The sequence below is a fragment of the Spirosoma pollinicola genome, assembly GCF_002831565.1.
Lineage (GTDB): Bacteria > Bacteroidota > Bacteroidia > Cytophagales > Spirosomataceae > Spirosoma > Spirosoma pollinicola.
This window is the reverse complement of the sequence record NZ_CP025096.1, coordinates 6,084,135-6,097,985: the sequence shown is the minus strand read 5'-3', so window position 1 is coordinate 6,097,985 and position 13,851 is coordinate 6,084,135. Positions and strand designations below refer to the sequence as shown.

Below are 13,851 nucleotides of genomic sequence, written 5' to 3'. Positions count from 1 at the left end.
GCTATTCGGTGCGGTCCGGGTTGTAGTCCAACTCCACTTTATAGGTTTCGAGCATGACCGGTGGTATTGAATAATGCATCAGGCGAAAGCGATCCAGACCGCCCAGGGTGATTATCTCCCGGTCTGCCACATCGACAATCTCTGTTTTTAACAAGGGCGTATTTGCCAACTGGGTGCCGTTTAAGCTGTATTTGATCGTTGTGGCATCGGGGTCTACAGCTCCATCCTGAAGTTGATAGCGCAGCTGGCCTGTCCACTTATCGAACATGACCGTTAGGGTGCAATGCCGACGGCTGATGAAACACCGCCCGTTATGCATGAGTCGAGGTACCTGAACAGTACAAGTATCTGAAGTGCCGATGCTATTCGGGCCAAATTGAAGCGGGTACGTGGTTTTTGGCTCATCGGCATGGGTTAGATGCCCGAAAGAAGGGAGTCCCTGCACAATGTGCTCATCGTAATGAAATGCTTTTTGCAACGCATTCACGGCACCACAACCAACATGCGAACAGAGAATAGACCCGCGTTCGGCATCGACGGCACGAACCATTATTTTACGGCCACATTGCTGACAAACAATCAGCGTTGTTTTAAATCCACTCATGTTTACTGCTCGTCCATGTCATGAACATCCCCATTGTTAATGTAGGAATCATCATCTGGCTCGTGTGAATCGGCCAGGTGTTCTTCACCGAGGGAAGGCTCATCGTCGTCATCAGCCTCTTCAACCGACAATGCGGGCGCAACTGGTGCTGCAACTTCCGGCTCAAGAATAGAATCCACAACTTCTTTCGACATACTGGCTTCCAGTCCCTGACTAAACTGATCGTTGCTCAGGACAAATGGCTCGTCGATTTTCTCAATTTCGATAAGTTCACCCGTAAATGAGTCATAGCGCAACAGCGTATCCATCCCGTCGTCGCCTTGGGCATCAACTATTTTATAGGTGCTGCCATCCGTTCCTTCCATAACCAGCGTATCGATAACGCCATCCCGGTTAAAGTCAAGGCCCATTACACGTTGCCCATTGATATGACCTTCAATAATAGTGGGCTCTGGGGCCTCTACTGATTCACCTGCTGCTTTAACTGTCTCGATTTCAGTTTCTTCATAGGGTTTAACCGGCAGATGCTCCTGGGTAATCAGTTCCGTAAACTGCTGCCGTTGGTCCAGCGACAGGCTACCCCACTCCTCTTTGATAAATGTATTGTACCAGTTACCGTGCCAGCTAAATATGCCCCCCATACCAACTTCATCCCGAGCGACCTCAAACGCCCGTTCAAATGACATTGTATCATCGACTTTACCAGCCGCATCAATGTCAGCGTGGGGTGACATAGGATCTTTGTGTATTGACCCATCCGGACCATGTGGTCTTGGGTTAGCCACAACCCACGCGGTTCCACCTAGTAGCATGGCCGCGGCTGAAATGCCCAGTATCTTCTTTTGGGTAGGATTCGGACCTGTTTTGGCAGCAGGCGGTGTTGATGAGGAGGGTGTCACAGAAGGGGAATGGGAATCGGTTTGCAAATCGGTCTGGTCGGGAAATTGAGACATGGTTGATAGGGTTATAAATCTTTAACTACACGAATGAATAGGACGTACCTGAAAAAGGTAAGTGAGAAAAAGCGTTTTTTTCTTAGTTGACCCAGATAGCCTGACAACGGCGGCAGGATTTCTGCTGGGCGAGCAACTCCCATTCCCGAGTACCAAAGGGGTCACGACAGTTAGGGTTGGGGCAACGGTATTTTTCGCGGTATTCCTTGTCAATGATCTCCAACTTCTCGTCGGTCGATAATAAAGTGGAGCATAACGTAGGCACCAACATGCTCAACCCGGCTCCAGACATGATATGAATGAATGGTAAGGCGCCCCCTCCTGTCGATAGAACAGCACTTATGCCGACAATGGAGGAAAGGATAACGCTGCCCGTCCGAATCATTTTTTCGCGACTTCGACAATCCCGGCGGAGTTTCGGGTATTGCTCATAAACCTGCTGTAAGTCAGAAAATTGCCGACTAACATCAAGTACTTCTTTTTCTGATTTGGGAAGGGGTTTGCTGGCAACCGGAGCGGACACGACCGGAGCGGTTGGCTTAACCGGTTCAACCGGTAATAAAGCAAGAAGTTGTTCAATCGTAATCTCAGTATCGGCCAGCCGAACGACATCTTTTTTGTCAACTACTTTACGCGTAATGCGAATGCCATTCACGAACGACCCATTTTTACTGGACAGATCCTCAAGAACAAAACTGGCTGGTGTACACTGAATCAGTCGGGCATGATGCCCACTAACTTTACTATTCGGCAGAACAAGTTGATTCGTTAAATGTCGCCCAATGGTATAAGCAGGTAATTGACTTAAATTCTCGATCAGTTGTTCGAACTGATACTCGTGTATAGGTGGCATGGATAAGTAAATAAACCATTTATTTGCAATATACGTAAGTTAGTATCGAAGGTGATATATTTTCATTACAAATACTTTGTTTTATATCCGTATTTATACACCAACTTGCATAATTCATCAACTTGTGTAAGTTGATGAATAAAGTAGACTGCTAACGAACTAATGTATGACAAAAAATAAATAGATACAGATGCTAACACGCCTATATTTATTTCTAGGTATATAATTTGGCATCAATACCGAAAAGTGCAACAAAGCTATCTGAGCCGTTTCCGGGCAACGAAATGGCCAATAACCAGGATTAAGTTGCCAGAGTAACTATGAGAACGTACTATGTGTCAGGTATACGACAGTATTGAAAAAGAGATGGCCCGTTAATATAACGGGCCATCTACCAAACACACCTAATTAAACAAAACCCAAAAACATATACACTCGAGTTTATATATACGGTTTGTTTGATCGGTTGGTTTTCTTTTATTACACGTATATGATCACTTACGACTACGTTCTTTCATACTATTTCTTCGAGAAAGCTATTTTTAGAAAAAACCGTAAACTGACAGCTAGGAAGTCGTTTTCGAGTCATCTTACCTGGATGTAACTTTCAGCTTTATCCACATTAAAGAATATAAACATCGGTTATCTTTGCGCCGTTTTGACCCACTCGTAAATCAAGAAAGCGGAAGCCCATTCCATGGAAGACAAGAAACATATTGACACCGTTACGGCTGCCGGTTTACTGGTGGCTATGGGCATTATATACGGCGACATTGGCACGTCGCCTTTATATGTTTTGCGTTCTATTGTGGGAACCACCGAGCCAATTAAAGCCGAGGTTGTTCGAGGAGCCTTATCCTGTATTTTCTGGACAGTTACGCTTCAAACCACCATTAAATACGTTATCTTGATTCTACGAGCCGATAATCGTGGTGAAGGCGGTATTTTTGCTCTCTATGCACTGGTAAGGCGACATGCGAAGTGGCTCACTATTCCAGCTATTATCGGGGGTAGTTCATTACTGGCAGATAGCATTATTACGCCCCCTATTTCCGTTTCATCGGCGGTGGAAGGACTTCGAATTATCTACCCGGATATTCCAACAGTTCCCATTGTGCTGGGAATTCTGGCTTTTCTCTTTTTAATTCAAACGTTTGGTACCAGTGTAGTTGGCACCGCCTTTGGGCCCATTATGTTGATTTGGTTTACGATGCTGGGCACGCTCGGTATTATAAATATTGTCGATGACTTGACTATACTGGCTTCGCTGAACCCCATGTATGCCTACGATTTCCTGACAGGATATCCGGGTGGTTTCTGGCTATTAGGGGCCGTTTTCCTATCAACTACGGGTGCAGAAGCTCTATATTCCGATATGGGTCACTGCGGCCGATCCAATATCCGGGTCAGTTGGGTGTATGTTAAAGCCTGCCTGATGATTAACTACTTCGGACAGGGCGCTTTCGTGGAAAACCTTGTTGGTCAGCCATTAGGGGATAGAAATCCCTTCTACGGACTTATGCCCGAATGGTTTTTGCTCATTGGTATCGTCGTTGCCACGGCAGCTACAGTGATTGCCAGCCAGGCTATGCTGACGGGGGCATACACATTGATAAGCGAAGCTATCCGGCTTAATTTCTGGCCAAAGGTTCGGCTTCGCTACCCGTCCAATCAAAAAGGCCAGCTTTATGTACCCAGTATTAACTGGCTGCTTTTTGCAGGCTGCGTTGGTGTCGTGCTTTATTTTCAGGAATCTTCGCGAATGGAAGCCGCCTATGGACTAGCCATCACCCTGACCATGATGATGAGTACCGTGCTTTTCAGCTATTATATGTATTCGCATAAATACAATGCCTGGCTCACTATCTTTTTCCTTATTTTCTATTTATGCCTGGAGAGTTGCTTTCTGGTGGCCAATCTGGCTAAGTTCACACATGGTGGCTGGGTATCAATTCTGATTGCAGGGTTGATGGCTTCCGTGATGATTATCTGGCTGAGGGCTTTCCAGATCAAACTGCGCCTGACTGAATATGTACGGATTGATAACTATATACAGGCTATTAAAGAACTCAGCCGGGATATTAGTATTCCAAAATATGCTACGCACATTGTCTTCATGAGCAATGCCGCCCGGCAATCTGAAATCGAGTCGAAGATCATTTATTCGATCTTCCAGAAACGGCCTAAACGAGCCGACATTTACTGGTTCGTTCACGTCGATACCACCGATGACCCGTACACAATGGAGTATAAAGTGAACACCATTGCCCCCGACGATGTCTACAAAGTGACGTTTAAACTAGGTTTTCGGGTTGAACAACGCATCAATCTGTTCTTCCGGAAGGTTATCGAAGACATGGTCAAGAACAAGGAGGTGGACATTACAAGTCGCTATGAATCGTTGAGCCGCCAGAATGTTATTGGTGATTTCAGGTTCGTTGTGCTGGAAAAATTCCTGTCTTTCGAAAATGAACTGCCCGCTCGCGAGCGATTCATTATGAACATTTATTTTGCAATCAAGAGCTTCACAACGCCCGAAGACCGCTGGTTCGGGCTGGACAGCAGTTCGGTCAAAATCGAAAAAGTACCCCTCGTTATTCGCCCCGTCGAAAACGTTCAATTAAAACGGATTACATCGTAAAGAGTGAAAGAGCGAAAGAGTGAAAGAGTGGCTGGCGCATCAATTTCTCGCCCGCACTCTTTCACTCTTTCACTCTTTCACTCTTTCACTCTTTCACTAATTTATGAAACTTCTCATCACTGGCGGAGCCGGGTTTGTTGGCTCATCGCTGGCTATTTCGCTTAAACAAAATTACCCCCATTACCAGATTTATGCCCTTGACAATCTCAAACGGCGTGGTTCTGAGCTGAGTCTGGCCCGATTGAAAGCGGCTGGTATCGAGTTTTTACATGGCGATATTCGCAACAAGGAAGATTTTGATGCTTTGCCTGCGGTCGATACCGTCATTGAAGCTTCTGCCGAACCCTCTGTGCTGGCTGGTCTGGATGGTACACCCGATTACCTCATTAATACCAACCTCTTCGGCACCGTCAATTGCCTGAACTACGCCCTGAAGCATAAAGCCAGCTTTATATTCCTATCTACGAGCCGGGTATATCCAATCAAAACCCTCGAAACACTGCATTTCGACGAGGCCGAAACGCGCTTTGTGTTAAGCGATAATCAACCTGTTCCGGGCGCATCGTCGAAGGGGATTGCCGAAGATTTTCCGCTCGATGGCCCCCGGTCGCTCTACGGCACTACCAAACTAGCCTCGGAACTGCTGATTCAGGAATACAACGAGTTTTATGGCCTGAAAACGGTGATTAACCGTTGTGGCGTGATTACTGGCCCGTGGCAAATGGGCAAAGTTGATCAGGGCGTGATGGTTCTATGGATTGCCAAGCACTTTTTCGAGCAGAAACTCGCTTATATTGGCTACGGCGGCACCGGTAAACAAACCCGCGACATGCTCCACATTGCCGATCTATACCGGTTGATCGACTGGGAACTGCACCATTTAGATGCAGTGAACGGCAAGGTTCTCAATGCGGGCGGTGGTATGGACAGTAGTGCGTCGTTGCAGGAATTGACCCAAATCTGTCAGGAAGTAACGGGTAAAACCATTCCCATCGAACAAGTTGCCGAAAACCGAACCGCCGATATCCGGCTCTACGTTACCGACAACACCAACGTTACGAACTTGACCGGCTGGAAACCGGAACTCGGCATTCGCGAGATCGTAACCGATATCCACTACTGGCTCAAGGATAACCGAGCCGCGCTGGAGCCGATTTTGAAGTAAGTAGAACTTTTTATACTATCGCCCTCGCCCCCGATTCAAACCTGAATCGGGGGCTTTTTCGTGCCGAAAAGTACATTGTCCCCCCATTAATCAATCTATATTGTAGTCTTACCACCTATATGATATACTTGAGATTTGCATCAAACATCTTTAAATAAGTTACTTAATTATTATTTTTGGTTCAACGACTCACCCAACTAATTGATAGTTAATGCCTTAAAATCATCCCCACTTTTGTAACTTATTAGTATTTGTTATTTACATATCATAACTGTTTATTTGCGCTACATCCACATTCATACTGTTTACTAACCAATCTCTTTATGCAATGGATTATGGCCCCTATCCTACTTTGCCGCCGTCGATTAACGGCCATGCTATTGACATCGTCGACCAAACAAGCTGGATTAAATGGTTACGCCCACCTCTCTGAAACAGATTTTATTGCTCAGGCACTGGCTACAAAGCCTCAATTTGCGATTCTAACACACGAATACCTTGAGCAGGCGGCCCTGTTTGCCGAATTGCGGCAACGTAGTCCTCATACCCATATTGTCTTGTGTGTATTGCCCAATGCCTCGGCTATTAATGACCGGCTTTGGCCATATTTAGACACGATAGAGGTTGATAGTATTTGTACACTGGATGAACTTACCGATTGCTTGCGAAGTCTCGTGGCAGATGGTTTCTATACATCCACTCTTTTGGCGACGTATACGCTTTCGCGTGCCCAGGAATTATTTCCCGGCTGGCAGGAGCTGACCCAAGGCGAACGACGGATTTTACAGAAACTAGCCGAAGGACAAACGGGTCCTCAAATTGCCGAGACACTTTTTATAAGCCCAAAAACGGTAAACAACCATAAGGCAAAAATTGCGCTCAAACTGAATGTTTGTGGCGGGCCGGGCAGTTTGGTAAAGTTCTCATTATTGAACCGGGAGCGGCTTCTGGCCTTACTTCAGTAAGTGCTTCATAGGTAAGTTGTAGGGAAGCTTACCTATACAAGATAAGCAAGATTACCCATACGAAATAGGTATACTTGCTCATGTAACAGACATTTTCATTCTCCACCTTTGTCATGTTGTCGCGCAACAAAGGCGAATGCCGAAAAGCCTAAAAAAGAGAGTAGGTCATAAACTGAAATAACATGAAAAAGTTAGACTATATTAAAATGCAAAATGTAACCGGTGGTTTACAGAACAAAGGAGTAGCTTTATTGTGCTTAACGGGTGTCTTGGTATCATGCTTCGGCGCAATACCATTAGGGTTAATGGAATTAGCTGCATGTGGATATACAGTCTATTCAAACTGGTAAAATAATTCGATACTTCCCCTAAGATCACTTGCTGGGGGAAGTATCCAAAAACATGATATTATGGAATTTATCTATAGACCCTGGAAAAACAGACTAACTACTTTAAGAATTATTTGGGGTATATTTCTTGTACTTACGGTATCACTTTTAGCGAGTGATATTTTATCTCAAACATGGAGGTTAGTTAATTGGGTTATACTCTTTTCATTATTCATATGTGATATTTATTTGCGAAAGATAAAAAAAACATAAAGCTCTATTTGATTTTATAGAATTTTTCCCAAGCGATTTAAAGATGAAAAATTTACATTCCTATGATGCCAATCGCTACCTTTCCAAATCGGCGGATTGAGCAATCCGCCCCACCCGTTCATGACTGGTTACTGTTTTTATTTATTACAGTGATTAGCCTTTTTCTCGCCTACGCTGGTCAGCATCTACTCCTTTCTGACGAGCTATATTTCAACGCCCTCGCCGAGCAAATGACGTATGAGCAGATTCAAAAAACTATCGCTCAGAGTCATGAATGGTCGTGGTTAGGCTACTGCATAGTACCCCTCTTCAATTTGCTCAAATTTACCCTTGTCGCTTCCTGTATTAGCCTGGGTTATTACTTTGCAGCAGATCGCTGGGTATTCAAGCCCTTTTTTCAGGTAGCTGTTCAGGGCGAGCTGGTGTTGCTCCTTCCGGCGGTTGTGAAATTAATCTGGTTCCTGTTCGTGCAAACGGATTATAATCTTCATGAATTGCAGTTTTTCTTTCCGCTTAGCCTGCTCAATCTGGTCGAGTCAACAGACATAGCGCCGTGGCTGGCTTATCCATTACAGATAGCTAACCTCTTTGAGTTGGCCTACTGGCTGGTACTGGCCTATGGTATCATGCAGGCAATCGAAATGCCTATGTCAAGAGCCTTTGGCCTGGTGGCCGCTTCATATGGATCGGGGCTGTTAGTTTGGGTAGCTTTCATCATGTTCCTAACCGTTAGTTTGTCATGAGAACGTACCTTAAATGGAGCTTGCCGGTGCTTGTTATTGGTTTGCTTTCATACCTCGCCTGGGGATTTACGACAAAACTGCACCACAAACAGGAAGCTAATGAACGAGTTCAGACACTACCCAATTTTAAAGCAGAAGGCATAAATAACGTCCCAATCAGTCAGGCTGACTTTCAGAATAAACCAGCTGTTCTGCTCTATTTTAACTCCGATTGTGACCATTGCCAGCGTGAAGCTGACGAACTTCGCCAACAGGCCAACAAGCTGGACAGCGCACAGGTGTTGATGCTTTCGTCGGAACCAGTAGCTGTACTACAAGCCTTTGCCAGAGCGCACAAACTAAATACCGTCTCAACCCTACAGGTCGCCCACATCGACCGAAAAACAGCCTACGAAACCTTTGGTTTTGCGGCGGTTCCCGATCTACTCATTTACCATGCCGATGGTTCGCTGGCAAAGCGTTTTCGGGGCGAAACCAGTGTCGACGCCATTAAACGGCACCTTTAATTTAATCTCCACTCTTTCCTGAAAACCGATTATGGAACAAGCCCTATCCGTTCTATTGCTACTGCTTTGGCTTTTGGTGAACTATTCAAGCTATCCGCACCTATGAAATCCCGCAAACACATCAACCAGACCCTCGTTCGGCAACAGGGGCAGGCCGATTGTGGGGTGGCTTGCCTGGCCTCGTTATTGGCCTACTATGGCGGCCATAGTAGGCTGGAGCGGTTACGCGAACTTAGCGGTACCGATCCACAGGGCACATCCATGCTGGGTTTGTATCAGGCGGCTTCGAAGATTGGCTTCGATGCCGAGGGGATGGAAGCTAATTCTATCGAGAATTTAAAGACCGATGTTAGCGAGCCTGTTATACTCCATGTGCTCATTGACAATAGGCTGCAACACTACGTTGTCTGCTACGGCTGGGAGTCCACCACAAAACACTTCCTCATCGGCGATCCCGCGCAGGGCATCCTTACCTATACCACAGACGAACTGGCAACTATCTGGCCGTCAAAATTGCTTCTAGCCCTAACACCAAACGCTAGCCTGAGTCTACAGGACGATGACAGAAAGGCCAAACGTCGCTGGCTGCTCAATCTCGTTCGGGATGATGTTCCTTTACTCAGTATTGCTACCGGACTAGGCATTATAACCGCAGGACTGGGACTGTCCACGGCAATTTTCTCGCAAAAACTAATCGACGAAATTTTACCAAAACACGACACCAAACGGCTACTGCTGGGCTTGTCGCTGTTAACATTCCTACTGCTGGCACGGGCAATTGTCGGTTATGTTCGTGGTTTCCTGCTTAATCGACAAAGCCGCGACTTCAACAACCGGATCATCAATCGATTCTACGAAGCCCTGCTACACCTCCCGAAGTCGTTTTTTGATAGTCGTAAAACCGGAGAACTAATAGCGCGTCTGAATGATACGGGCCGCATTCAACGAACCATCAGTCATCTGACGGGCGCGGTAGTTATCAATGCCCTGGTCGTACTGGTGTCGGCCGGGTACCTGTTCACCTATTCGGTTTGGGTGGGCTTGTTGAGTGTGGTTAGTATTCCGCTATATGGCGGGTTGGTGTGGTACTACCACGCCCGCATATTAACCGGACAGCGCAACGTGATGGCGGCTTCGGCCCATACCGAAAGTAATTATGTCGATACCCTACAAGGGATTGATATTATCAAAGCCACCAACCGCGAATCGTTTTTCAGCACCATCACCAAAGCCGTTTATGGCCTGTATCAGCAACAGGTGTATCGGCTCGGCACAATCGGGCTACAATTTACCCTGACCGCCGAGCTAATCAACGCTTTACTTATTGCCGGTTTACTGGCAGTCACGTCGGTGCTGGTTGTTCAGAAATCTCTACAACTGGGCGAGATGATGGCTATTCTAACCCTTGCAGGCAGTATCATCCCGGCAGTTGCCAGTCTGGCATTGACCAATCTTCAGATTCAGGAGGCAACTGTTGCCTTTGAGCGGATGTATGAATATGCGCAATTAACCCCCGAACATACCACCACCTCGCCAGACCCGGACTTTAGTTTTTCATCTCTTAACATCCAGCACCTCACCTACCGGTTTGCGGGTCGCCCCTTACTGCTGGAAAACGTTTCCTTAACTATTGACAAAGGCGAGTTCGTGGCGATTCTGGGCGAAAGCGGCAGTGGCAAGAGCACACTCTTTCAGATAATTCAACGATTTTATGCACCCGAAACTGGCTTGATTTGGGTAAATGGAAACGATTGGCAGGAGGTCAATACCGTTACCTGGCGGCAAGCCATTGGTGTAATTCCTCAACACATCACGTTCTTTGGTGGAACCTTACTCGATAATATTTGCCTGGGCAATACTACCGAAAAAGCCGAGTCTATTATCCGGTTCTGCGAACAACATGGGTTCGCGCCGTATTTTGAGAGCTTCCCACAAGGTTACTTAACGTTGCTGGGAGAAGATGGTGTGAACCTGTCGGGCGGACAACGACAACTGGTTGCCCTGGCTCGGGCTTTATACCAGAAGCCCCAACTGCTTTTGCTGGATGAACCAACTTCGGCAATGGACAAACATACCGAGCAGTTTGTGATGGAGATGCTAAACCACCTATACCCGCATCTCGCCATCCTGCTAATCACGCACAAACCGGGTTTAGCCCACACCGCTGACCGGGTATACTCAATGGCCAACAGGCAATTGACCCCCACCGACATCCACAACTGGCTCAAGGATAACCGAGCCGCGCTGGAGCCTATTTTAAAGTAAAAATGGAACCGCACTGGCGGTGCGGTTCCATCGTTAGCCCACTAACCAGATCCGGTCGGCCTCGGCGCCCTGCTCCGTCCATTCCACCAATACCTGCTGCGACTCCAGAGTATTGACCCGCTTGCCGGTATAATCTGGCTTAATAGGCAGGTCGCGGTTATAACGCCGGTCAATCAGCACGAGCAATTCTACTTTTCGAGGCCGACCAAAGGCCGTCATGGCATCGAGTGCCGCCCGAACCATACGTCCCGTTGCCAGCACATCGTCAATCAGAATCACTCGTTTATTTTCAATAATAAAGGGCACATGCGTTGTGTTGGGCCGCAGAGGTGTATCGCGCCGTTTGAAATCGTCCCGATAAAAGGTGGCATCCAGATACCCAAGCGGCACCTCGTAGCCCAACGCACGATTTAATTCACGGGCCACACGATCGGCAAAATAAATGCCTCTTGGCTGCATACCCAGAATAACCGTGTCGGCAAAATTTTGATAATTTTCAATCAGTTGCTGCACCAGGCGGCTCACAACAATTTCCAGCAACGGACTGGACAAAATTAGGCGTTGTTGATTCATGGAGTAAAAATAGGAGTAAGTCGGTCATATACCGGTTTATCAGGCCTAAAATGTAGAATTTCCGGGGACTTAAGATTCTTTGTAGCTTTGACCTATCCACACGAAATGCATCGAGCATGAGGATTCGGAATTTTACTGGCCTGCTACTACTACTTAGCCTGAGTTTTACGCTCAGTCACGCGCAGTCGGTAACTGGGCTGTGGCTGGGCGTTTCCTATCCTGGCAATCCAAATCAGAACGTTTATGATTACACGATGACCTTTACCCAAACGGGTAGTAGGTTGGATGGAACCGCTCAGAGCGCCACACCCAATCTACCCTTTAGCGGCTTAGTACGCGTTTCGGGGCAATTGACGGGATCGACAGTACAGTTCAATGAATCGGATCAGAGCGGAAGTACCGCCGTGAGAAGCATCTGCTATTGGCGCGGAACACTAGCCTATAATTCTACTGACGAAAGCCTTATTGGCACCTACGAAAACATCGTTAATGGCACAACCTGTTTCAACGCGTTGAGCGGTAAGGTCGAACTCTACCGAATTGCACTAACTTCCGACACCACTTTTTGCAAGGGTAAACCGGTCAATCTAGCCATAACGGGCAAAAATATCCGATGGTACGCTTCGGCATCAAAAACCGGTCTCCTCGCCACAGGCAACACCTTCAGCCCTAACATCACCCAGACAACCACATTTTATATTACGCAAACACTCTACCAAAACGAAAGTCCGGCTATTCCCATCACAATTACCATTTCTGATCCAGTCATTCGAATCGTGTCTGCCAATACAGGCTGCGATAAAACGAACGGGGCAATTGAGGTTGCAGCTTCGGGCTCTACGGGCTGGCAATATAGTCTAAATGGGGGGGGCTTCCAACCGAATCCGTTATTTGCCAGTCTCGTGCCCGGTTCATACACGGTAGTGGCCAGAGATACCTATGGCTGTCAGGCAGGGCAAGCCGTTACGATTACGGGCGATGCGGCCCCCACCATCCCCAACCTTTTCGTTACTCCACCCAAGTGCGCCAGTGCCAATGGCGAAGTTAGCGTTGTTGCGGCAGGGGGAAAAGCGCCCCTTACCTATTCTATTGATTATGGGGTTACGTTTCAGTCCAGTTCTGTTTTCAATAAACTGGCGGGCGGTTCCTATACGATTCGCGTTCGCGATGCCAATGGCTGCGAGGTTAACAAAGCTGTAACGCTCCCGCCATTCATACCCATGGAGATCCAGAATGTATCCTTGTCGTCAACCACTTGCGGACTACCGAATGGCGAGGTAACGATGAATATTTCGGGGGGGTACAAACCGGTTCGATACAGTATCGACAATCAGACAGTCAAAAATGATCCTCATTTTACGGACTTGACGGCTGGCGCGTATACGATCCAGGCCAAAGACAGCACAGGCTGCACCATCAGTCGGTCGGTAACGATAGCGGCTAGCACAGGCCCTCAAATCAGCGATATACAAACCACTATAGCAACCTGTGGCGAACAGAATGGAACCATTTATATTTTACTTCCTGCCACAGCACCTGCTCTCGTGTTTTCCATTGACGGGCAGTCGTTTCAGCGAAACCCTGTTTTCCTGGGACTAAAGGCAGGCAATTACACCCTCACGATTCAGGACGATAACGCCTGTCTGAGCACCAAACCGGTACAAATTTCACTCGATTGCGGCAATCAGGTCTACCTGCCAACAGCCTTTTCGCCCAACCATGATCTGGTGAACGATGCGTTTATCGTTCATTTCGGTTTTCCGTCCCTTACGATTACCACCTTCATTGTTTACGACCGCTGGGGTGCAGTCGTGTATAATCGTGCTAATTTTGCACTCTCAAGCGGGGAGCCGCTCTGGGATGGTCAGCTAAATGGTGGAGCGGCCCCGGCAGGTATGTACGGGTATCGGCTCGACTGTTTGTTTCCAGATGGAACACCCATGACGTATCGCCAGTCGGTAGCCCTTTTACACTGATTGTT

At 47.2% G+C, this 13,851-nt stretch carries 11 protein-coding genes; 7 read left to right on the top strand and 4 right to left on the bottom strand.

Features of this window, described 5'->3' with window-relative positions:
* Position 1 precedes the first annotated feature (1 nt).
* The 3 genes from CWM47_RS25545 to CWM47_RS25535 form a co-directional block, all read right to left on the bottom strand.
* On the bottom strand, positions 2-604 hold the full coding sequence (locus tag CWM47_RS25545; RefSeq protein ID WP_100991197.1) for an FHA domain-containing protein: 603 nt from the start codon (positions 602-604) through the stop codon (positions 2-4).
* Between the two features lie 2 nt (positions 605-606).
* Complete coding sequence (locus CWM47_RS25540; RefSeq protein WP_100991196.1) at positions 607-1,557, bottom strand: hypothetical protein; 951 nt, start codon at positions 1,555-1,557, stop codon at positions 607-609.
* 82 nt (positions 1,558-1,639) lie between these two features.
* Complete coding sequence (locus tag CWM47_RS25535) at positions 1,640-2,410, bottom strand: FHA domain-containing protein (protein ID WP_100991195.1); 771 nt, start codon at positions 2,408-2,410, stop codon at positions 1,640-1,642.
* Positions 2,411-3,107: 697 nt separating this feature from the next.
* Between CWM47_RS25535 and CWM47_RS25530 the strand changes: the two genes are divergently transcribed.
* The 6 genes from CWM47_RS25530 (at position 3,108) to CWM47_RS25505 (ending at position 11,297) form a co-directional block, all read left to right on the top strand.
* Complete coding sequence (locus CWM47_RS25530) at positions 3,108-5,051, top strand: KUP/HAK/KT family potassium transporter (protein WP_100991194.1); 1,944 nt, start codon at positions 3,108-3,110, stop codon at positions 5,049-5,051.
* A 103-nt stretch (positions 5,052-5,154) separates the two neighbouring features.
* Positions 5,155-6,216, top strand: a complete 1,062-nt coding sequence (locus tag CWM47_RS25525) for an NAD-dependent epimerase/dehydratase family protein (protein WP_100991193.1) — start codon at positions 5,155-5,157, stop codon at positions 6,214-6,216.
* Between the two features lie 323 nt (positions 6,217-6,539).
* A complete protein-coding gene (locus CWM47_RS25520) occupies positions 6,540-7,181 on the top strand; it encodes a helix-turn-helix domain-containing protein (protein ID WP_100991192.1) in 642 nt (213 codons plus the stop codon).
* A 664-nt stretch (positions 7,182-7,845) separates the two neighbouring features.
* Positions 7,846-8,526 (top strand): hypothetical protein, encoded by a 681-nt coding sequence (locus tag CWM47_RS25515; RefSeq protein WP_240625471.1) that lies wholly within the window; start codon positions 7,846-7,848, stop codon positions 8,524-8,526.
* Positions 8,523-9,032, top strand: a complete 510-nt coding sequence (locus CWM47_RS25510; protein ID WP_100991191.1) for a peroxiredoxin family protein — start codon at positions 8,523-8,525, stop codon at positions 9,030-9,032. The genes CWM47_RS25515 and CWM47_RS25510 overlap by 4 nt, the downstream gene beginning before the upstream one ends.
* 102 nt (positions 9,033-9,134) lie before the next feature.
* Entirely contained in the window at positions 9,135-11,297 is a 2,163-nt protein-coding gene (locus tag CWM47_RS25505) for a peptidase domain-containing ABC transporter (protein ID WP_100991190.1), read from the top strand.
* A 33-nt stretch (positions 11,298-11,330) separates the two neighbouring features.
* Here CWM47_RS25505 and pyrR read toward each other — a convergent pair whose 3' ends face one another.
* Positions 11,331-11,870: a bifunctional pyr operon transcriptional regulator/uracil phosphoribosyltransferase PyrR gene (pyrR, locus tag CWM47_RS25500; RefSeq protein WP_100991189.1), complete on the bottom strand. Its 540-nt coding sequence runs from the start codon at positions 11,868-11,870 to the stop codon at positions 11,331-11,333.
* Between the two features lie 116 nt (positions 11,871-11,986).
* On the opposite strand from pyrR, the gene CWM47_RS25495 reads away from it, so the two are divergent.
* A complete protein-coding gene (locus CWM47_RS25495) occupies positions 11,987-13,846 on the top strand; it encodes a T9SS type B sorting domain-containing protein (protein WP_100991187.1) in 1,860 nt (619 codons plus the stop codon).
* The last annotated feature ends 5 nt before the right edge of the window (positions 13,847-13,851 follow it).